Below are 19864 nucleotides of genomic sequence, written 5' to 3'. Positions count from 1 at the left end.
GTTAATCTCCTTTTAACAATGGTTTTTGTTATTGCAAAGCGTTCGTTAGGCTCCTGCTTATTTGCGGCTGGCAATCATGGATTGTCCGGTCATTTCCGCAGGCTGCGGAAGTCCCATCAGATCCAGAATAGTCGGTGCTACATCGGCAAGGATACCGGATTCGCGCAAAACAACATTCTCAGTGGTTACAATGAACGGAACCGGGTTGGTGGTATGAGCGGTGAACGGACGTCCCTGCTCGTCAAATACCATATCGGCATTACCGTGGTCGGCAATGATGATCGCAACGCCGCCCTTGGCAACAACTGCATCTACGACTTTACCCACACATTCATCCGTTACTTCAACCGCCTTAATCGTAGGCTCCAGCATGCCGGAGTGTCCTACCATATCGGGGTTCGCAAAGTTCAGGATAATGGCATCCTGTCTGTCGGCTTCGATTTCCGCTACGCAGGCCGCCGCCACTTCGTATGCGCTCATCTCAGGCTGCAGATCATAGGTTGCCACTTTTGGCGAGTTAATCAGGATACGGGTTTCGCCTGGAAGCTCTTCGTCGCGTCCGCCGCTGAAGAAGAAGGTTACGTGCGGGTACTTTTCAGTTTCCGCAATACGCAGCTGCTTCTTGTTGTTCTGTACAAGCACTTCGCCCAGAGTGTTATCCAGGTTCTTCGGCGAGTAGGCTACATAGCCCTGCACCGTTTCACTGAATGTAGTCAGGCACACGAAGTGCAGATCCTGCGGGAACAAAGGACCACGGTCGAACCCGCGGAAATCGGAGTTCGTGAATACCTGCGACAGCTGGATCGCACGGTCAGGACGGAAGTTCAGGAATACGACGGAATCGCCGCTTTCCACCACTCCTACCGGCTGGTCGTTGCTGTCCACGATTACACTAGGCTCTACGAATTCATCATACACGGAATTCTGGTAGGATGCAGTGATAGCCTGCAGAGCATCGGTATATTTAGGGCCTTCGCCATACACCATTGCCCGGTAAGCCTTCTCTACACGCTCCCAGCGCTTGTCACGGTCCATCGCGTAATAACGTCCGGATACCGTAGCAATTGTACCTACGCCAACTTCTTCGATCTTCGCGATCAGATCCTGAACGAACTTCTGTCCGCTGTCAGGCGCAACGTCGCGTCCGTCCATGAAAGCATGGATATACACTTCGTGCATATCTTCTTTCTTGGCCAGATCGAGCATGGCGAACAGGTGATTGATGTGACTGTGCACGCCGCCGTCGGATACGAGCGCATACAGGTGAAGCTTTTTGCCGGTGGACTTGGCGCTTCTTACAGCTGCAACCAGCGTTTCGTTCTCAAAGAACTCACCGTCACGGATCGACTTGTCAATACGGGTCAGATCCTGGTATACGATCCGGCCTGCGCCGATGTTAAGGTGTCCTACTTCCGAGTTGCCCATTTGTCCTTCAGGCAGACCTACAGCTTCGCCGCAGGCGGTAAGCGTAGTGTTCGGATATTGCTTCAGGTAACGGTCATAATTGGGTTTATTGGCTTGGGCAACCGCGTTGCCTTCATCCGTATTCCTCAATCCGAATCCGTCCATGATGATTAATGCTACAGGTCTTGGAGATGACATCCTTACAATGCCCCCTCAACGAGTGAAACGAAGGAAGCAGGCTGCAGGCTGGCACCGCCGACGAGAGCGCCGTCGATGTCGCTTTGACTCATATACTCCGTTACATTCTCAGGCTTCACGCTGCCGCCGTATTGGATACGGACAGCTTCAGCTGTTGCTTCATCGTACAGGTCTTTTACAAGGGTACGGATGTAAGCAATAACTTCGTTAGCGTCTTGGGAAGTGGAGGATTTACCAGTGCCGATCGCCCAGATTGGCTCATAAGCGATAACAACCTGAGCTGCCTGTTCAGCACTCAGACCGGCAAAAGCACCTTCAGTTTGAACCTTGCAAACTTCCTTGGTCTGGTCAGCTTCGCGCTCTTCAAGCTTTTCGCCGACACATACGATTGGAGTAATGCCGTGACGGAATGCCGCGTGCATTTTTTTGTTTACAATTTCATCCGTTTCGCCGAAATAAGCGCGGCGCTCGGAGTGGCCGATGATAACGTAGTCTACACCCAGATCTTTCAGCATAACGCCGCTGATTTCACCTGTGTAGGCACCGTTGTCTTCGAAGTGCAGGTTCTGTGCACCGATTTTGATGGATGTGCCTTTAACCGCTGCTACCAGTGCAGGCAGGTTGGTGAAAGGAGCGCAAATGACAGTTTCCACGCCTTCTACTTCTGCCTGGCCTTTAACTTCAGCGATAAAGCCTTCTGCTTCCGGAACGGTTTTGAACATTTTCCAGTTGCCGGCGATAATAGGTGTTCTGCTCATAATCTTGTATTGCCTCCTTCTTTGCCTCTTACTTGTCGTTCAGTGCTTCTACGCCAGGAAGTGCCTTACCTTCCATGAACTCCAGGGATGCGCCGCCGCCAGTAGAGATGTGATCCATTTGGTCAGCCAGCTGGAATTTTTCTGCTGCAGCTGCGGAATCGCCGCCGCCGATGACAGTGTAGCCTTCAGTTGTTGCGCAAGCCTGCGCTACAGCCTTGGTTCCTTCAGCAAAGATATCGATTTCGAATACGCCCATAGGTCCGTTCCAAACAACCAGCTTGGAATCTTTGATGATATTGGCGTAGATTTCACGGGTTTTAGGACCGATGTCCAGACCTTCCCAGTCAGCAGGAATTTCAGTAACATCTACAATTTTGGTGTTGGCATCTGCACCGAACTTGTCAGCGACAACAACGTCAACCGGAAGTACGAAGTTTTTGCCCAGTTTTTTAGCCTTCTCGATGAATCCGAGCGCAGCGTCGATTTTATCGTTGTCTACCAGCGATTTGCCGATTTCATAGCCTTGAGCTTTGGTGAATGTATAAGAAAGGCCGCCGCCGATCAGAACATTGTCAGCCAGGTTCAAGAGGTTGTCGATAACGTCGATTTTGTCCTTAACCTTGGAACCGCCGATGATGGCAGTGAAAGGACGCTCAGGGTTCGAAAGAGCTTTGCCCAGTACGGACAATTCCTTCTCCATCAGAAGACCGGATACAGCCGGCAGGAAGTGAGCGATACCTTCAGTAGAAGCATGCGCACGGTGAGCCGCGCCGAACGCGTCATTTACGAACAGGTCAGCCAGTTCAGCGAACTGCTTAGCCAGTTCAGGATCGTTCTTTTCTTCGCCCGGATAGAAACGGACATTCTCAAGTACAAGCACGTCGCCGTCATTCAGCTCAGCGATTTGCGCTTTAACAGCCTCGCCGACAGCTTCATCAGCTTTGGCTACCGGCTTGCCGAGCAGCTCGGACAGGCGCTCTGCAGCAACGGTAAGACGCATGGAATCAACGAATTGGCCCTTTGGACGGCCCATGTGGCTGGCCAGAATGACCTTAGCACCGTTTTCGATCAGGTACTTAATCGTTGGAAGGGTTTCGCGGATACGGGTATCATCAGTGATCTTGCCGTCTTCCACCGGAACGTTAAAATCGACGCGCACGAATACGCGTTTGCCTGCTACTTCTACATCACGGACGCTTTTTTTGTTCATGATTAGTCTTCCTCCACACCCAAATTTAGAAAGAGCGGAAACAAGGAACTTCTGTTTCCGCTCTATAGATGCTGCTTATGTTAAGCCGGTCTTACTTAGCCAGTTTTGCGAAGTGTTCCAAAGTGCGAACCAGCTGTGCAGTGTAGGACATTTCGTTGTCGTACCAAGCAACAGTTTTAACCAGTTGTTTGTCGCCAACAGTCAGGACTTTGGTTTGTGTTGCATCGTACAGGGAACCGAAAGTCATGCCCTTGATGTCGGAAGATACGATTTCATCTTCAGTGTAGCCGTAAGTTTCTGGATCGGAAGCTTCCTTCATTGCTGCGTTGATTTCTTCAACAGTTACGGATTTTTCAAGAACAGTAACCAGCTCAGTCAGGGAACCTGTAGCAACAGGCACGCGTTGTGCTGCTCCGTCAAGTTTGCCTTTCAGTTCTGGAATTACCAGACCGATTGCTTTTGCAGCACCGGTAGTGTTAGGGATGATGTTCTCAGCAGCTGCACGAGCGCGTCTGAAGTCACCTTTAGCGTGTGGAGCATCAAGAGTGTTCTGGTCGCCAGTGTAAGCGTGGATTGTAGTCATCAGGCCTTCAACCACACCGAACTTGTCGTTCAGGACTTTTGCCATTGGAGCCAGGCAGTTGGTTGTGCAAGATGCGCCGGAGATAACTGTTTCGGAACCATCAAGGATGTCATGGTTAACGTTGTAAACAACAGTTTTCATGTCGCCTGTAGCTGGAGCAGAGATAACTACTTTTTTAGCTCCGCCTTTAAGGTGCTTTTCAGCAGCTTCTTTAGTTGTGAAGAAGCCTGTGCACTCCAGAACGATGTCTACGCCGAGGTCGCCCCAAGGCAGTTCTTCTGGGTTACGGTTCGCAAGAACCTTAACTTCTTTACCGTTTACTTTGAAGAATCCGTCATGAACTTCAACGTCTCCCTGGAATTTACCTTGAGTTGTATCATATTTAAGCAAATGAGCAAGCATCTTAGCGTCAGTCAAGTCGTTGATTGCTACCACTTCGATACCTTCTACATTTTGAATACGGCGGAATGCAAGGCGTCCAATACGTCCAAAACCGTTAATACCAACTTTTACACTCATTGAATAGTTCCTCCTAGATTTCGTTTTATTTATTCAAGACAAGCCGTGAAGCTCGTCAAGACAACAATGTTAAGTATAATGCAAAATAACTGCGAAAGCTCCCCATATCCTGGAATCTATAGCACATGCTGCAACTCTGTGTCGATTTCTTTGCCGATTTCGACGGCAGCTGCCTCATCAATAACCAGAATATCCTCTTGCCCGAAGCGCAGCATTGCGTGGATTGCTTTGGCTTTGCGTTTGCCCCCTGCGATCCCGATGACGACCTCTGTACGGAGTATATCCTCTAAACGGAGCCCGATCGTACGCATGGTATGGACAACCTCGCCGGCTTCATTAAAATAGTAACCAAACGACTCGGCAACCGCACCTTCGGCCTGAATCTCCGAGACCGTAGTCTCATCCAGCCTGCGGCGGCGGGTCATTTCCAGGGCATCACCGATCCCATGGACAATGATACGCGATCTGCGGATAATTTGTACAATCTCGCCGATGTTCGAGTCATGCCCCAGCGACTGGTAAGCTTCCTCGCTGAGCAGATCCGGCACATGCAGCAGACGGTAATTAGCTCCGATCCGCTTAGCCATGGTAGAAGCAATCGTATTGGCCTGAATCTCCATGCTCTCTCCAAGCCCTCCGCGTGCAGGGACAACCCATGCATTCTTATAGGAGGCGGATAAAGGCAGGGTCAGCTGATCGGCCATCTCAGCCAGTGTAGAGCCGCCTGTTACGGCAATGGTATCGTCACCGCGCAGTACACCGAGAAAGGCCTTGGCGCCTGCACGTCCCAGCTCACGCTTGGTGAACGGAGATGATTCACAATCCCCAGGCACGATAATAACTTTACTAAGATCATACGTTGAGCGGATCTTCTCTTCCAGATCATCCAGGCCGAACAGGCTCTTGGCGATCGGCTCCAGCAGGTCAAGCGTTCTGCGACCGGCATCGCTAATACGCATGCCGACACTCTCGATCTCAATGAGCCCTTGCGATTTCAGAAGATCCGTCTCGGCACGCAGTACCCGCTCGGTCATATCCAGCGACGCGGCCAGTGTTCTGCGCCCAATAATATCGGACAGCATGATCTGATGTAGAATCGTGTAACGTCTCTTAAGGGTTTCCATGAGATCCGGCAGAAGCTGCTTTTGGATTTCCAATAAATTGCGCATGCTTTCACTCCTGCAACTTCGTCTTTCTCTATTCCCTTGTTCGTGGTCTCAAAATGTCCCGGGTTAACTTTTTAAGTCCCACTCATATTCTAACCAAATATTACGCGGAGTGCAAGTCATCCGAGAGTATAATTCTCAACCGCTTTTCATCTTATACATCTGTCACAGGGTGTAAGAGACGGACATCCCTTTGGGCACAGCCGAAACAGCCTGTCCTCTTCACGGATGAACGGAAACAGAATGTTTGGAGCCTTAAAGTTATTTTCGAGGACATCTTCAATGTTTATTGCAATTTATAAGTTCATGTATTATAATAAATTCTGTTGCGCCCGTGGTCCAATGGATATGACGTAGGCCTCCGAAGCCTGAGATCCAAGTTCGATTCTTGGCGGGCGCGCCATTAATTTCATGTTTGTACATAATTTAGCAGTAGTCCTACTGTTAATTAACCAAAGAGCCGCTTGTCGGCTCTTTTTTTTAAAACTAAGTTTGACTTTCTTTGACTTTTTGTTTGATTTTGTTTATCATGTGGTTAATACGGTAACAGTAAAAATGAACACATTCCGAAGAACCCATTCAAGGAGGTTTTACACGTGAGTTATATTCCTATGGTAGTAGAACAGAGCAACCGCGGCGAACGCGCTTATGACATCTATTCCCGCCTGCTGAAGGACCGCATTATTTTCCTTGGAACGGATGTTAATGACGTTGTAGCCAATTCCATCATCGCACAAATGCTGTTCCTGGCCGCCGAAGACCCGGATAAGGACATTCACCTGTACATCAACAGCCCGGGCGGTTCGATTACAGCCGGTATGGCTATCTTTGATACAATGCAATACATCAAACCGGATGTATCCACGATCTGCGTGGGTATGGCGGCTTCCATGGGAGCATTCCTGCTGAATGCCGGAGCCAAGGGCAAACGCTTCGCGCTGCCTAACAGCGAAATCATGATTCACCAGCCGCTGGGCGGGGCTCAGGGCCAGGCAACGGATATTGAAATCCGCGCCCGCCGCATCCTGAAGCTGCGCGACAAGCTGAACCGCATCCTCTCCGAGCGTACCGGCCAGCCGCTGGAACGCATTGAGAAGGATACAGACCGCGATTACTTCATGAGCGCTGCTGATGCAGCCGAGTACGGTATCGTCGATAAAGTTATCGAGAAGACACTGCCAGCCGGCGTGTAAGCTGAATAACAGCACAGAAGGCTGCCGGGACCCTCAAGGGTCCCGGCAGCCTTCTTTTACATTCTTATATATTCAGTTCCAGACCCGTATAAACTTAACCAAGCCGCCCGTAGCCCAGACCGTTCAGCTTGCCGGCAATAATCCGGTAGCCCCTGCTATTAGGATGGATATGATCAAGAAACAATAAACCGCGCTCATTGCCTGCAAACTCATTGTATATGGAGGCAAACCCGCAGACCCGGCTGCTGTAGCCGGCAGTATACCGGTTGAACTGCCGGACCCATTCCGTGGCTTCATCTATCTGCGGATAGGGATTGTACAGTCCGACAATACGGATGATGTATGGCTTACTCATGCCGGCCTTGAGCTGTGACAGCGTACCCATGATATCACTGATATTCCGTTTGCAGTCCCGCAGAGCCTTCTGCAGCAGCGGTGACAGATCACCGGGACGGCTGCCGGCTGCCTTGGCAGCTTTGATCAGGTCATTCCCGCCGATGGAGATTGTGATCAGGTCAGCCTCCTGTACGGCCAGGCGGAAATTATAATCGCCCTTCAGCCGCTGCTCCAGACCTTCCGTAGTCAGTCCGTTTACACCAAGGTTCGTCAGACGGATTGGCGTTCTCAGGCGGGCCTCCGCCATTCTCCGGTAGACCGGTACGAACCCGTTTCCGGGCAGCGCCCCGAAGCCTGTCGTCAGGGAATCTCCGATCGCTGTGTACTGATAGCTCATCCTTTTCTTCCCCCTTCCTGTTAAGCGGTACTTTCTACAGCTTATGAACAGGAGAGGCACCCCGTAACGGCAGGGCGTCCTTATACACAGATGCGGATACCTTCTAAGAGTAAAGAGCCCTCCGGCTTCCTGTAGGGAAGCGGAAGGGCTCTTATATTCCCAGGCTGTGCCTGCCTTATTTTAACGAAGCGAACGGGCTGCTACCGTCGGGCAGCAGTTCCTTGAAGGTAAAGTCAAACTGCGGGAACCCCGAAGCATATGCGGTGTACTCATACAGCTGGAAGAACACGACAAGCTTGCCTTCTTTTAAATAAAAATATTTCTCTGTGTTCAGTCCGGTAAATCCGCCAAGGTAGCCGCCCTCAGCCTTAATCCGCTTAGACAGCTTGGTGTTGAGCTCTTTTTTATAATTCGGATTGGCCTTCAGCAGATCACCGATCAGCAGGCGTTTACCGTCCTTCAGCGAGAAAGTAAAGGCATTGCGGTAGGTCATTCCGTGTGCTCCGCCTGTATATCCGTACTGTTCTGTAACCAGACTGAGTACCCCGTCCTTATTGTACGTAACCACATATCCGCCCTGAAAATCATAAGGCCGGTCATCCTCCGACCTGTTAGCGATCTGTTTCTCGGCATCTGCCGCATAATTAAGGACTAGCTGCTTGATCGTATCATTGATTGACTTCTGCGCCGCAGCATTAGCCAGCCCGCTCACCTGCGGGTAATCCAGCTTAATCGGAGCATCCTCTGACTCCTTGACGAAGCTCTCGGTAGTAATTGTAATGGCATTCTGCTTCTGCTTCATTACGTTCAGACGGCCGGTAGCTGCGCTCCAGTCGCCCTGGTAGCCCAGATAATCCGTCATCAGGTCAAACGGTATATACAGCCGGTTATTTATATTTTTGGCTTCATAGTCGCCCAGAAAATAATTATTTACAGAAATAGCTGTGCTGTAATCCGAAACCATCAGCTTGGTCAGTGTGTTGCCTTTGCCGATGGAATATATCTTATCCGCTTTATCATAGGTCACGGGCATACCCAGTGAATCCCGCAGAAAGCTGACAGGTATCCATATCTTGCCCCCGCTGAAAATGCCGGTCTGCTGTGTAATGCTGCCGTTCCATTTCAGCACTACCGTTGACTGATCCGACTTAGCCTGTACTGCAGTCGGTGCTGCCTGAGCGGCTCCTGCTGACAGCACTCCACCTCCGAGCAGCAGGCTTGCTGCCATGATTCCCGTTCCCCATTTGCGCGCTTGTTCCTTAATTATAATATTCATGCCGATTTCTCCTTCCGCAGGTACGATGATTGACTTGATGTTCCCCCTAAGACCCGGAAAGCCTGGCCCCCTGGTCCACTCCTCTTATTATAGAGAGTAGGGCTGCCGTGATTGTTACAAATTCCCTTACAGTTTCTTAAGCATTTACAGCATATTTAAAGGGTCTTGTTACCTTTCCTTAAACAAAATGAGAGAATTTCTACCCGAAAGTGTCTGATTAGCTAAAAAAAGAACCCCGCTACGCCATTGACGGCCGAAGCAGGGTTCCGTTATTCCAATTCCTATTTCAATTCATATACTACGCTGAGCTGGGTAGTAACCTTAACCTGGCCCGGTTCAACCGAAGTGCCTCCGGCAGTATCTGCAGCAGCCTTGCTCATTGCCGCATTTTCCATGTAGTACACAGGGTTATTGCCTACATCGTTCTGGGTTACGGTAACAACCTGGCCCAGGCTGCGTTTTGCCGCTTTAGCGATAGCTGCTGCTTTTACATCCGCGTTAGCCATAGCCTTTTCGATAACCTGCGCTTCAAAAGCGGAAGGATCTTCAATTGCAAACTGCGCGCTGCCGATGTTGTTTGCGCCTGCAGCCGAAGCAGCATCGAGCAGTGCTCCAACCTTGGTCAGGTCACGGTAAGCCACCTGCAGTGTGTGCTGTGCGATGTACCCTTTTACCTGCTGTCCGTCTTTTTCACTGTAAGTGTAGTTAGGCTGAACGCTGAACTGGGTGCTTTGGATGTCCTTATCGGCGATGCCCCAGGTTGTTTTGAGCTGTTCTGTCACTTTGGCGATTTTGGCTGCATTGGCCTTCTGCGCTTCCTGCGCCGTTGCGGCGGATGAATTCGCTCCGATCGACAGATAGACGATATCCGGCTTGATCGACAACTCGCCTTTGCCTGTTACGCTGACGATATTGCGGGTGATCTCTTCAGCGGCGTAAGCCTTCTCAGGTCCTTTGAACACACTGCTCAGCCCCATTCCTCCAACAATTAAACTTCCTGCCAGCAGTACCGCTCCAAGTGATTTGCCCCATTTCTTCATGCTTAACTTCCCCTTTCAGATCCTTTATTTGTTTGGTATCCTCTAGACGGGCCTCTTTGGTAAAAGTTGCATTCATATGCGCATTTTATAAACATTTTTTCGTAAAAGTAAAAAAAGCCCCGTTGGGGGCTTTTTGTAACTACATCGTAAGCAAGGCGGAAACCTATTGGTTCTCCAGCTCTTCCTTGCTGACAAGACTTGTCAAAGCGGTTACAGCCTGATCCGCATCGGCGCCATCCGCGCTGATATAAATCTCCGTGCCGGAACTGATCGCCAGGCTCATAATGCCCATGATGCTTTTGGCGTTAACTTTTTTATCGTCTTTTTCCACGAAAATCTCCGACGAAAACTTGTTGGCTTCTTGCACGAACAATGCTGCCGGCCGAGCGTGGAGCCCCGTCTTCAACCGAACAACTACCGGGTGCTTTGTCATGAAACGCTTACCCCCTATTTGAGATCTGCCCAAAAATTTCACATTAATTTTATAATATTATATCATTATAACCGCATCCACACTAGAAAAAAAATAATTAGCCGCCGCGGACTTTCTCCGCCAGCTCATCAATTTTGCGTAAACGGTGGTTTACTCCCGATTTACTGACATTCCCCTTCAGCATCTCACCGACTTCCTTCAGGTTGATGTCCGGGTGTGCCAGCCTGATTTCTGCGACCTCACGCAGCTTATCCGGAAGGCTCTCCAGCCCCACCTCACGCTGCAGCAGCTTGATGTTCTCAATCTGCCGGACAGCGGCACTGATCGTTTTGTTCAGGTTGGCCGTTTCGCAGTTGACGATGCGGTTTACGGAGTTGCGCATGTCACGCATAATCCGCACATCCTCAAATTTGAACAGCGCCTGGTGTGCACCGATCAGGTTCAGGAACTCGATGATCTTCTCGCCTTCCTTAATGTATAGGATAAAGCCTTTTTTGCGCTCTATGCAGCGGGCGTTCAGGTGAAATTCACCAGCCAGATCCACAAGCGCTTTGCAGTGCTCTTCATACATGGAAGCGATTTCCAAATGATAGGACGAGCCCTCGGGATTGTTTACCGACCCGCCGGCCATGAAGGCTCCGCGGAGATAAGCCCGTTTGCAGCAGTTTTTTCTGACGATTTCCTCGTCAATTCCATCATTGAAGATGAAACCCTCGGATACAATCCGCAGGTCCTTCAGGATCTCCTGCACCCGGCTGGGGATTCGGACAATATAGACGTTATTTTTCTTCAAACGCATTTTTTTACGCACGAGCAGCTCGATATGGACCTGGTAATATTTCTTAAGCAAAGAATATACCCGCCTTGCAATCGCGGCGTTCTCCGTCGAGATGTCCAGAACCACCTTTTTGCTTGAAAGCTGCACAGACCCGTTCATCCGGATCAGCGCCGACATCTCTGCCTTCTCGCAGCAGGGCGGGCTCTCCACCATCGTCAGCTCTTTTTTGGTAAGTGCCGCAAAAGACAAGGGGCTCACCTCTTTCATGTTCATTGAAGCTTGTTTATCTGGAAATCCAATCCTTCACCAGCTGGTAAATATGGTGGCTGAGCTTATCCGTATCATGCCTCAAATAGGTCTTGAACAATACCAGCTTATCAGCAATTACCTTATACCCGTTACCGTCAAGCACATCCCGGTCAAGCAGCACGGGGCGTGCGCCCTTCTCAGCATATTTGACCTGAACCTGCTCCGGGATCTCCCCGTCGTTGACAATCACATAATCGAACAAATGCAGCCCGATATGATCATATACGGCCTGGAGATGATCGCTGACGGTATAGTTGTCTGTCTCGCCCGGCTGGGTCATTACATTGCAGACGAAGATTTTGATCGCATCCGATTCTACAACAGCCTCCGCCAGCTTAGGCACCAGCAGGTTGGGCAGGATACTGGTGTACAGGCTGCCCGGACCGCATAGAATGGCGTCAGCGCCACGGATCGCTTCCAGCGCCTCCGGCAGCGGTTCCACATCTGCGGGCTCCAAAAACACCTGTTTGATCCGGCCGCCGGCTTCGGGTATTTTGGACTCCCCCGTAACAATGGTACCGTCAGCCATCTCGGCATGCAGGACCACCGCATCCCCGGCGGCGGGCAATACACGTCCGCGGACAGCGAACAACCGGCTCAGCTCCCGCACCGCAGTCACAAAATCACCCGAGATATCAGTAAGCGCCGCGAGAATGAGATTGCCGAGACTATGCCCGGCAAGTCCTTCTCCGCTGCTGAAGCGGTATCTCATAATCTGAGCCATAAGCGGCTCTACATCCGCCATGGCTGTCAGTACGTTGCGGATATCGCCGGGAGGCGGCATCTGCAGCTCACTGCGCAGAATACCGGAGCTGCCTCCGTCATCTGCCACAGTTACAATTGCTGTAATATCAAGCGGCTTCTCTTTCAAACCGCGGAGCATAACAGAAAGTCCTGTGCCGCCGCCCATTACGACGATCCGCGGACGTTTCTCTTGTTCTTCGGACACTTAGACCCCTTCTCTCGTTAATGCCGGTCACGCTCGGAATCCCGATGGCTGACCGCTACCGTCTCCGTCTCGCTGACTCCCAGCATTTTACCCAGATACTCGGATATGGCGACTGAACGGTGTTTGCCGCCGGTACAGCCGATGCCGATAATAATCTGGGACTTGCCCTCTTTGCGGTACTGGGGAATCAGGAAGTGAAGCATATCCAGCAGCTTAGTCAGAAAAGCCTGCGTTTCGGGCCATTTCATTACATAGTCATATACATCGCTGTCCTGGCCGGTCTTGGGCCGCAGTTGATCCACATAATGCGGATTCGGCAAAAAGCGGACATCAAACACGAGGTCTGCATCAATCGGAATACCATACTTGAATCCAAACGAAGTAATATTAACGGAGAGTGTGCTTTTGCCAAGGTGAGAAAATCTGGAGACAATCTTCTCCTTCAGCTGGGCCGGCTTCATGCTGCTTGTGTCAAGACACAGGGTAGCCGAATTCTTCAGCTCATCCAGCATCTGGCGCTCCAGCCGGATGCCGTCAAGCGGCATCCCCTTGGGGGCCAGCGGATGATGCCGGCGGCTCTCCTTATAACGCTGCACAAGCACGGAGTCCGTAGCATCGAGGAAGAGAATTTCGCAGCCGATCGTTGACTCATTTTTGATGTAGGTCAGCGATTCAGAAAGCGCCGTAAAAAATTCCCGTCCCCGCAAATCAATAACAAGTGCCACTTTGGCGATCTTGCCTTTGGACTGCTCAATCAGTTCAGCAAATTTCGGTATTAGCACCGGCGGCAGATTATCCACACAGAAAAAACCAAGGTCTTCCAAACTCTGAACAGCAATTGTTTTGCCTGCGCCTGACATGCCTGTAATAATGATCAGGGTGGCGCCGGCCGTTTCGGAGTGCTCCAATTCGGTCATGAGAGCGTTCCCTCCCTAAGATTAGTATATGAATAAGTCCCGCTTATTAAGAACGCAGCAAGAGACCCGCCGCACCAATAATGCCGGCATCATTTCCAAGCTCCGCAGGCACGATGGTAACGCCTTTCTGCAGCGGCTCTGGAGCCAGCTTGGCAAACACACGGCGCACCTCATCAAACAGAATGTCGCCTGCCTTGGACACTCCGCCGCCGACGATAAAGACTTCAGGATTCAGCACGGCAGCAACTGCCGCCATGGACTTGCCCAGGTAAAATGCGGCACGGTTAACAATGCGCAGCGCAACTTCGTCGCCGGCTTTTGCAGCATCGAATACTTCCTTCGCTGCAATCTTCTCCACAGCAGAAAGCGAAGTACGGTCTCCGCGTGCTACAGCGTCGTTAGCCATACGGATAATGCCGGTGGCCGAGGATACGGTCTCCAGGCAGCCCATATTGCCGCAGCCGCATTGGATGGCTTCCAGGTCAGGCACAACCGAAATATGGCCCAGCTCTCCGGCCAGACCGCCGAAGCCCTGATATACCTTGCCGTTAATGATAATACCGCCGCCGACACCGGTTCCCAGTGTGTAGCAGACGCAGTTCTCAATGCCGCGGCCTGCGCCGCTCCAGGCTTCACCCAGCGCAGCCACATTGGCATCATTGTCTATTTTGACAGGCTTGTTAAGGCGTCCTTCCAGGATGGAACGGATCGGCACATCTCTAAATCCTATGTTAGGCGCAAGAATGATGATTCCTTCACGAATGTTCGTAAATCCGGCAAGGCCTGCTCCCACACCGGCAAGCTGTTCCCAGGAGTACGGGGATTCTTCCACAATCAGGCGCACATACTTCTCGATGTTATCGATAACGGTATCGACGCCATCTGCAGTCCCCGTAGGTCCCTCGTAAGTATGCAGCAGGGTTCCCTCGGCATTGCAGATTCCAACCTTAATCGTGGTTCCACCTAAATCCACGCCAACGTAGATATTCTCAGACATGTAACAAGCCACCTTTTTCTATGCTAAAATAGTTAATCCTACGTACCCACTATAATAGAAGCCTCCCCTGCGGTCAAGGAAAGGCGGCACACCCGGCTATATACCCTACTCTAAAAACTAGGCTGGATAAAAGGAGGCTGGCAGAGCCGGCGTCGGGGGGTCCTTTTTCGGGCATATTAACGTTGTATGCGTTATCACTATAATCTATGACTTGTACACTGGGACAGGCATCCTCTCAGATGGGTTACAATCAAAAAATAGAATCAAAGGCATTTTTGCCTTTCATTTCGGACATTCCGCCCCGTTGGCGCAAATCAAGGGCATTTTTGCCTTTCATTTCGATCATTCCGCCCTGTTGGCGCATATTAAGGGCATTTTTGCCTCTCATTTCGGACATTCCGCCCCGTTGGCGCAAATTAAGGGCATTTTTGCCTCTCATTTCGGACATTCCGCCCCGCTGGCGCAAATCAAAGGCATTTTTGCCTCTCATTTGGGGTATTTCGCCCCGCTGGCGCAAATCAAAGGCATTTTTGCCTCTCATTTCGATCATTCCGCCCCGTTGGCGCAAATCAAGGGCATTTTTGCCTCTCATTTCGGACATTCCGCCCCGTTGGCGCAAATCAAAGGCATTTTTGCCTCTCATTTCGATCATTCCGCCCCGTTGGCGCAAATCAAAGGCATTTTTGCCTCTCATTTCGGGCATTTCGCCCCGCTGGCGCAAATCAAAGGCATTTATGCCTCTCATTTCGATCATTCCGCCCCGTTGGCGCAAATCAAGGGCATTTTTGCCTCTCATTTCGGACATTCCGCCCCGTTGGCGCAAATCAAAGGCATTTTTGCCTCTCATTTCGGACATTCCGCCCCGTTAGCACAAATCAAAGGCATTTTTGCCTTTCATTTCGGCCTTTGCGCTCCATTGGCCACTTTTGTAGCATCCGCTAGCTCATTAACAACGGACCGGCAGCTATAGCCGCTTAACATTACGATGGCTACACTCTTTAACCAGCAGAAAAAGGCGCAGGCCCTGAGGCCCGCACCTTATGAAGAATTAACTCTATTCCGACAAAATCCGTTTCTGGCCTTCCAGCGCGCGAATCGGGGCGATATTCTGGGTGAACTCCAGCGTTCCCATGTAACGGCCGGCTTCATCCCGGACTGCGAAGTAACGGATATAGATGAACTTATCCTTTATATTAATCCAGAAATCCTCGGCATCCTTGCGTCCTGCCTTGAAGTCTTCCAGCAGCTTCTCCACGACATGCACGCTTTGCGGCGGATGGCAGTTCTGGACGGTACGGCCGATTACCGCTTTGGTCCGGGCAAATATGCGCTCCTTACCGTGCGAGAAATAACGGACAACATCGTTCTCATCGATAAAGGTCAGGTCAACCGGCAGATGGTTCATGATGCTCTCCAACTGGTGCAGCGACAGCAGGCCGGTTTCAAACCGGATAAAGCCCTGCGGGCTTTCGCCTGCCTGCTGCTCCTCAGCAGAGACTGCTGCACCTTCCGGTTCAGGTGAACGTTCCGGTATCCACTCCTGCTCCGGCGCCGTCAGACAGAAGCCGATCTCGTCGCTTTCGCGGGCTATTTTAACCCACTCATCCTCAGTCAGCTTGTCGAGCGCCATCGGCAGCAGAATATTTTCTTCCTTAAAGATCATTTCGTTAACTTCCTGAATAATCTGGGCCAGCTGTTCACCGATCTCTTCCTTGTTGCCCTTGTATGAGCTTAGCTCTGCCTTGGCTGCTTTGATCATCGCCCGGATGCCGTCATCCACACCCCACATAACTTTAGTCGGCCCGTAGATACCGTACTTCTCCAGATAAGGGAACAGCAGATTCTCCTTGCGGCTGTAGTGCTTGTCAAGATCAAGCAGCAGACTCAGATCCTCCAGCAGCTTGAAAATCATTTCGTCGCCGTCATTCTTCAGGAACTTGCCGGCATGCAGCTCCAGACGGAAGTTAACCAGCCGCTCAATTTCACGGTTCTCCAGCTTGAAGGTGTGCACCGGATGACCGGGCTGCTCTTCCGGCTTCGAGGAACGGTGGATCTGCTCGATTGAGCCTTTAAAGATTGCGGTATGGACCGAACACAGCCGCTGGACCTCTTCTACCGGAATACCTTCCTCCGTCATCAGCGAGTGCTCCATTGCAGAAATTTCAGCTACTGTCACATCGCCAACCGCTTCAGCAAAACGGGCTTTGACCTCATCTACACTTTTACCGGCATGCAGCTCTTTAATAATTTCCTTGAGCATCGCCTGGCGGCGGGTCTGTTCAGGTACATCCACTTCACGGTTGTTAATTAATTCACTCATTATACTCTCTCCTTTATATGCGGAATGCTTCTATTCAACAATCTCGAAACCATGACGGACAAAAGTCTGCCTTACTGTTTCAGGATCCATTTTTTTCAGTTTGATTCCCTTCGACAGGGTCATGAACCGGCCTGCGGTCTGCAGCATCCCCGGTTTGGCAATATCCTGAAACCCCAGCTCCACCATAATGCCGGTTACCTCGGGATGCCGGCTCACCAGCTCGAATATGGACTCATCCATCTTCAGCACTTTGTTCATGGACACCATTCCTTTAACCCACTTATTGAGAACTCTTCTCAACATCAGCTTAGCATAGGCCATAACCGCAGATTGTGATTGCAATCACTAAGTTGCGGCTGGTATGTATTTTATTTTTTAAATAAATGAACTGCCGCCTGTGCCTTGCTGTTGCGCGGTTTACCGTCCAGGTTAATCAGCCGTTCCACGCACAAAAAAACCGGTAACCCGCATAAGCGGAATTACCGGCTTGATCCTGTAGTGATACTTCAAACTTTACTTATCGAGGCTTTCGCTCCAGTCATGCACCATTGTGCCTTCCAGATACTTCTCGGCATCCATAGCGGCCATGCAGCCGGTTCCGGCTGCAGAAATCGCCTGCCGGTAACGTGTGTCCTGAACATCGCCGCAGGCAAATACGCCCGGAATGTTCGTCTCCGTGGTACCCGGGTTCACTACAATATACCCGTTAGCATCTGTAGTAATCTGGCCTCCCAGGAAGCCCGTGTTAGGAGTGTGGCCGATTGCCACAAATACGCCGTCTGCTTCAATGAGCTCTTCCTGGCCTGTCTCATTATTGCGGACGGTTAATCCTTTGACTCCCATACCTTCGACTGTCACTGCCAGCGGGGTGCGGTTCAGCGCCCAGGACACCTTGCTGTTGTCGCGTGCCCGGTCCTGCATGATCTTGGAAGCACGCAGTTCCTCACGGCGGTGAACCAGCGTTACGCTGGAAGCAAAGCGGGTCAGGAAGCTGGCTTCCTCCATAGCGGAGTCTCCGCCTCCGACAACAATAATCTTTTTGCCGCGGAAAAAGAATCCGTCACAGGTGGCGCATGTGCTTACTCCGCGCCCTACATTCTCCTGCTCGCCCGGAATTCCCAGATACCGCGCGGAAGCGCCGGTTGAAATGATGACCGATTCCGCCTCAAGCACACCCAGCCCATCCACCTTCACTTTGAACGGACGCTGTGAGAAATCAACCGATTCCACCCAGCCGTTCTTGAACTGTGCACCGAAGCGCTCAGCCTGCTTGCGCATATTCTCCATCAGATCAGGACCGAGAATTCCCTCAGGAAAGCCAGGAAAGTTCTCCACTTCTGTCGTCGTTGTCAGTTGTCCGCCCGGCTGCAAGCCTTCAATTACGAGCGGGCTGAGATTGGCGCGGGCTAAATAAATAGCGGCAGTCAGCCCTGCCGGGCCTGTTCCGATTACAATCGTTTTGTACATCACTATGGCCTCCTTACGAGTAGGTAATGATTTATAAGAAGAAACAGCGGTGGGGCTTCAGAAGAAACCCTCTCACTGTTTCGCGTAAACAATATAAGGATGCAGAATCCCGCTTCATTTATACCTGCTTGCTTATATTACCTTGCCGGGGTTATACCTTCTCTGTTGAAGAAGGCAAATCCCCCTGCGCCATTTCCTGCTCTTCTGCCGAAACAGGATTTTCCTTCAGGCTGCTTCCGATCAGCCGCTGCAGGCTGATCAGCGCCGCTTCCTGCAACTTCTCCTCCTGGAGCGGTTCCTGCTGCAGCAATTCTCCGAGCACCTCGGACATCTCCTCGTCCTCAATCCAGCGGAGCGCCTCGGTAACCTGCACTCTGGTCCCGGAATCGCCGTAGCGCAGCGCCCAGAAGAAGGAGGCCCGCAGCAGCGGATTGCTGCGTACTTCAGCTGTGAAGCTGCTGGCATTGTTCTTCCACTGCTTCAGCTGCTCCTGAAAAGGCAGTTGATAATTATAGCTGACCGGCGACATTGCCGGGCCCTCTGCCAGCGCCTGCTGCAGCTGGGCGAGGAAAAAAGCCGGTACGGGCGATGCCGGATCAAGCTTGGCGGCCTGCCGCCAGCAGCGCAAGGCGTCGCTGTGCAATCCGCTGTTGCTCGCAGCAGCAGCGCAATAATGGAACAGGCTCGCGTCTGCGCCAACCTCTTCATCCTTCAGCAGGCGGCGGAAGTGACTATAGGCTGTCTTGTGCCGGCCCAGAATGCCCATCGTGGTGGCCATTTTGAACACATGCTCCTTATGGAAAGGCACGGTGGCCTCAAGCCTTGCAAGCAGCGTATCCAGCTGTTCACGATCCCCGGCATACTGCAGGAAAATAGCCATATTGCACAGGGCATGCAGATTTCCCGGGTCCTGCTCAAGCACCTCTCCGAGACATTCCTTCGCTCTTGCAAAACGGCCCATATAGAAATAGGCCAGTGCCAGATTGTTATGGGCTGCCAGAAAGTCCGGAGTTGCCTTGACGATCTCCTCCAGCAAATCCACCGCCTGGGGAAACTTTCCTTCCTCCAGCAGGGCCCGGGCACGGTCGTGCTCCACAACCCCTTCACGGCTGCGGATCTTGATCAGCGGAGCCGGACGGTCCAGCTCATACTGCAGCAGCTCCATCAGCTCCTCGGACTCCGCCAGATACTCACCGGCGGCATCCTGCTCCAGATACGTCATCAGCGAGCGCTCTGCCTCCTCGAAGCTCTCCATATTGGCATAATTGTTAGCCATGTAGAAGTGGCATTCGGTCATCGCCGGGTCGATCTTTTCCAGCACATGGGTCAGAATATCGTTGGATGCTTTATAATTACCCATCTCCGATAAGATGCCTGCCATGTTACAATGATTTACCGGATTCTCCGGCTCATATTCAACAGCTTTGCGAAAATTCTTTAATGCCTTATCATATTGAAAGCGGTCCAGCGACCGAACGGCTCTTTCAAAGAAAAAATTGGCATCCAGAGTCACCGGAATGACATTGCTTAACTCCGTCTCATCTGAAGTTCTCTCAATCATGGAAGCAAGGCACCTCCCTTTGTAAGCTTCCTTATCCTCACGCAAAAATAGGA

Annotated in this window: 19 protein-coding genes and 1 tRNA gene; 2 read left to right on the top strand and 18 right to left on the bottom strand. The window is 51.3% G+C overall.

Annotated elements, in window-relative coordinates:
* Positions 1-57: 57 nt before the first annotated feature.
* The 5 genes from gpmI to AC4G46_RS00885 form a co-directional block, all read right to left on the bottom strand.
* Entirely contained in the window at positions 58-1602 is a 1545-nt protein-coding gene (gpmI, locus tag AC4G46_RS00905; RefSeq protein ID WP_491126277.1) for a 2,3-bisphosphoglycerate-independent phosphoglycerate mutase, read from the bottom strand.
* Positions 1603-1604: 2 nt separating this feature from the next.
* The gene (gene tpiA / locus AC4G46_RS00900; RefSeq protein ID WP_090718598.1) at positions 1605-2360 is read right to left on the bottom strand and encodes a triose-phosphate isomerase; all 756 of its coding nucleotides are present in this window, start codon (positions 2358-2360) and stop codon (positions 1605-1607) included.
* A gap of 28 nt (positions 2361-2388) precedes the next feature.
* Positions 2389-3570, bottom strand: a complete 1182-nt coding sequence (locus AC4G46_RS00895) for a phosphoglycerate kinase (RefSeq protein ID WP_068721700.1) — start codon at positions 3568-3570, stop codon at positions 2389-2391.
* A 91-nt stretch (positions 3571-3661) separates the two neighbouring features.
* Positions 3662-4672, bottom strand: a complete 1011-nt coding sequence (gap, locus tag AC4G46_RS00890; protein WP_277468789.1) for a type I glyceraldehyde-3-phosphate dehydrogenase — start codon at positions 4670-4672, stop codon at positions 3662-3664.
* Positions 4673-4788: 116 nt separating this feature from the next.
* Positions 4789-5841: a sugar-binding transcriptional regulator gene (locus AC4G46_RS00885; RefSeq protein ID WP_221797100.1), complete on the bottom strand. Its 1053-nt coding sequence runs from the start codon at positions 5839-5841 to the stop codon at positions 4789-4791.
* 325 nt (positions 5842-6166) lie between these two features.
* Between AC4G46_RS00885 and AC4G46_RS00880 the strand changes: the two genes are divergently transcribed.
* A tRNA-Arg gene (locus AC4G46_RS00880) sits at positions 6167-6241 on the top strand.
* Positions 6242-6434: 193 nt separating this feature from the next.
* A complete protein-coding gene (clpP, locus tag AC4G46_RS00875) occupies positions 6435-7031 on the top strand; it encodes an ATP-dependent Clp endopeptidase proteolytic subunit ClpP (RefSeq protein WP_068721693.1) in 597 nt (198 codons plus the stop codon).
* 94 nt (positions 7032-7125) lie between these two features.
* On the opposite strand, the gene AC4G46_RS00870 is transcribed toward clpP, so the two are convergent.
* The 13 genes from AC4G46_RS00870 to AC4G46_RS00810 all read right to left on the bottom strand — a co-directional run bounded on the left by AC4G46_RS00870 (position 7126) and on the right by AC4G46_RS00810 (position 19811).
* On the bottom strand, positions 7126-7764 hold the full coding sequence (locus AC4G46_RS00870) for a GDSL-type esterase/lipase family protein (RefSeq protein WP_491126276.1): 639 nt from the start codon (positions 7762-7764) through the stop codon (positions 7126-7128).
* 175 nt (positions 7765-7939) lie between these two features.
* On the bottom strand, positions 7940-9040 hold the full coding sequence (locus AC4G46_RS00865; RefSeq protein ID WP_491126275.1) for a PdaC/SigV domain-containing protein: 1101 nt from the start codon (positions 9038-9040) through the stop codon (positions 7940-7942).
* A gap of 281 nt (positions 9041-9321) precedes the next feature.
* Positions 9322-10080 carry an SIMPL domain-containing protein gene (locus AC4G46_RS00860; protein ID WP_090718606.1) on the bottom strand — a complete coding sequence of 253 codons (759 nt, stop codon included), beginning with the start codon at positions 10078-10080 and terminating at the stop codon, positions 9322-9324.
* Positions 10081-10243: 163 nt separating this feature from the next.
* Positions 10244-10513: an HPr family phosphocarrier protein gene (locus tag AC4G46_RS00855; protein ID WP_019914358.1), complete on the bottom strand. Its 270-nt coding sequence runs from the start codon at positions 10511-10513 to the stop codon at positions 10244-10246.
* Positions 10514-10610: 97 nt separating this feature from the next.
* Positions 10611-11540: a DNA-binding protein WhiA gene (gene whiA / locus AC4G46_RS00850; RefSeq protein ID WP_068721687.1), complete on the bottom strand. Its 930-nt coding sequence runs from the start codon at positions 11538-11540 to the stop codon at positions 10611-10613.
* A 34-nt stretch (positions 11541-11574) separates the two neighbouring features.
* Complete coding sequence (locus AC4G46_RS00845; protein ID WP_491128758.1) at positions 11575-12510, bottom strand: gluconeogenesis factor YvcK family protein; 936 nt, start codon at positions 12508-12510, stop codon at positions 11575-11577.
* Positions 12511-12566: 56 nt separating this feature from the next.
* Complete coding sequence (gene rapZ / locus AC4G46_RS00840; protein ID WP_068721683.1) at positions 12567-13466, bottom strand: RNase adapter RapZ; 900 nt, start codon at positions 13464-13466, stop codon at positions 12567-12569.
* Positions 13467-13512: 46 nt separating this feature from the next.
* Positions 13513-14463, bottom strand: coding sequence for an ROK family glucokinase (locus tag AC4G46_RS00835; RefSeq protein ID WP_491126274.1), 951 nt, complete (start codon positions 14461-14463; stop codon positions 13513-13515).
* A gap of 250 nt (positions 14464-14713) precedes the next feature.
* Entirely contained in the window at positions 14714-15319 is a 606-nt protein-coding gene (locus tag AC4G46_RS00830; RefSeq protein WP_491126273.1) for a hypothetical protein, read from the bottom strand.
* A gap of 198 nt (positions 15320-15517) precedes the next feature.
* A complete protein-coding gene (locus AC4G46_RS00825; protein ID WP_491126272.1) occupies positions 15518-16783 on the bottom strand; it encodes a DUF438 domain-containing protein in 1266 nt (421 codons plus the stop codon).
* 30 nt (positions 16784-16813) lie between these two features.
* The gene (locus tag AC4G46_RS00820) at positions 16814-17041 is read right to left on the bottom strand and encodes a DUF1858 domain-containing protein (protein WP_068721677.1); all 228 of its coding nucleotides are present in this window, start codon (positions 17039-17041) and stop codon (positions 16814-16816) included.
* Positions 17042-17296: 255 nt separating this feature from the next.
* Positions 17297-18250, bottom strand: a complete 954-nt coding sequence (gene trxB / locus AC4G46_RS00815; RefSeq protein ID WP_491126271.1) for a thioredoxin-disulfide reductase — start codon at positions 18248-18250, stop codon at positions 17297-17299.
* A 151-nt stretch (positions 18251-18401) separates the two neighbouring features.
* On the bottom strand, positions 18402-19811 hold the full coding sequence (locus AC4G46_RS00810) for a tetratricopeptide repeat protein (RefSeq protein WP_491126270.1): 1410 nt from the start codon (positions 19809-19811) through the stop codon (positions 18402-18404).
* Positions 19812-19864 lie beyond the last annotated feature (53 nt).

It is taken from the genome of Paenibacillus sp. fava2 (genome assembly GCF_058313675.1).
This window is presented reverse-complemented; position numbering and strand designations above follow the sequence as displayed.

Excerpts from the sequence above, each read along its gene's own strand:
- AC4G46_RS00870 (WP_491126276.1), bottom strand. The coding sequence starts at position 7,764 with ATGAGCTATCAGTACACAGCGATCGGAGATTCCCTGACGACAGGCTTC.
- AC4G46_RS00820 (WP_068721677.1), bottom strand. The coding sequence starts at position 17,041 with ATGAACAAAGTGCTGAAGATGGATGAGTCCATATTCGAGCTGGTGAGC.
- AC4G46_RS00845 (WP_491128758.1), bottom strand. The coding sequence starts at position 12,510 with ATGGGCGGCGGCACAGGACTTTCTGTTATGCTCCGCGGTTTGAAAGAG.
- trxB (WP_491126271.1), bottom strand. The coding sequence starts at position 18,250 with ATGTACAAAACGATTGTAATCGGAACAGGCCCGGCAGGGCTGACTGCC.
- AC4G46_RS00810 (WP_491126270.1), bottom strand. The coding sequence starts at position 19,811 with ATGATTGAGAGAACTTCAGATGAGACGGAGTTAAGCAATGTCATTCCG.
- AC4G46_RS00825 (WP_491126272.1), bottom strand. The coding sequence starts at position 16,783 with ATGAGTGAATTAATTAACAACCGTGAAGTGGATGTACCTGAACAGACC.
- tpiA (WP_090718598.1), bottom strand. The coding sequence starts at position 2,360 with ATGAGCAGAACACCTATTATCGCCGGCAACTGGAAAATGTTCAAAACC.
- gpmI (WP_491126277.1), bottom strand. The coding sequence starts at position 1,602 with ATGTCATCTCCAAGACCTGTAGCATTAATCATCATGGACGGATTCGGA.
- AC4G46_RS00855 (WP_019914358.1), bottom strand. The coding sequence starts at position 10,513 with ATGACAAAGCACCCGGTAGTTGTTCGGTTGAAGACGGGGCTCCACGCT.
- AC4G46_RS00885 (WP_221797100.1), bottom strand. The coding sequence starts at position 5,841 with ATGCGCAATTTATTGGAAATCCAAAAGCAGCTTCTGCCGGATCTCATG.
- AC4G46_RS00830 (WP_491126273.1), bottom strand. The coding sequence starts at position 15,319 with ATGTCCGAAATGAGAGGCAAAAATGCCTTTGATTTGCGCCAACGGGGC.
- AC4G46_RS00865 (WP_491126275.1), bottom strand. The coding sequence starts at position 9,040 with ATGAATATTATAATTAAGGAACAAGCGCGCAAATGGGGAACGGGAATC.
- AC4G46_RS00895 (WP_068721700.1), bottom strand. The coding sequence starts at position 3,570 with ATGAACAAAAAAAGCGTCCGTGATGTAGAAGTAGCAGGCAAACGCGTA.
- rapZ (WP_068721683.1), bottom strand. The coding sequence starts at position 13,466 with ATGACCGAATTGGAGCACTCCGAAACGGCCGGCGCCACCCTGATCATT.
- gap (WP_277468789.1), bottom strand. The coding sequence starts at position 4,672 with ATGAGTGTAAAAGTTGGTATTAACGGTTTTGGACGTATTGGACGCCTT.
- AC4G46_RS00835 (WP_491126274.1), bottom strand. The coding sequence starts at position 14,463 with ATGTCTGAGAATATCTACGTTGGCGTGGATTTAGGTGGAACCACGATT.
- AC4G46_RS00860 (WP_090718606.1), bottom strand. The coding sequence starts at position 10,080 with ATGAAGAAATGGGGCAAATCACTTGGAGCGGTACTGCTGGCAGGAAGT.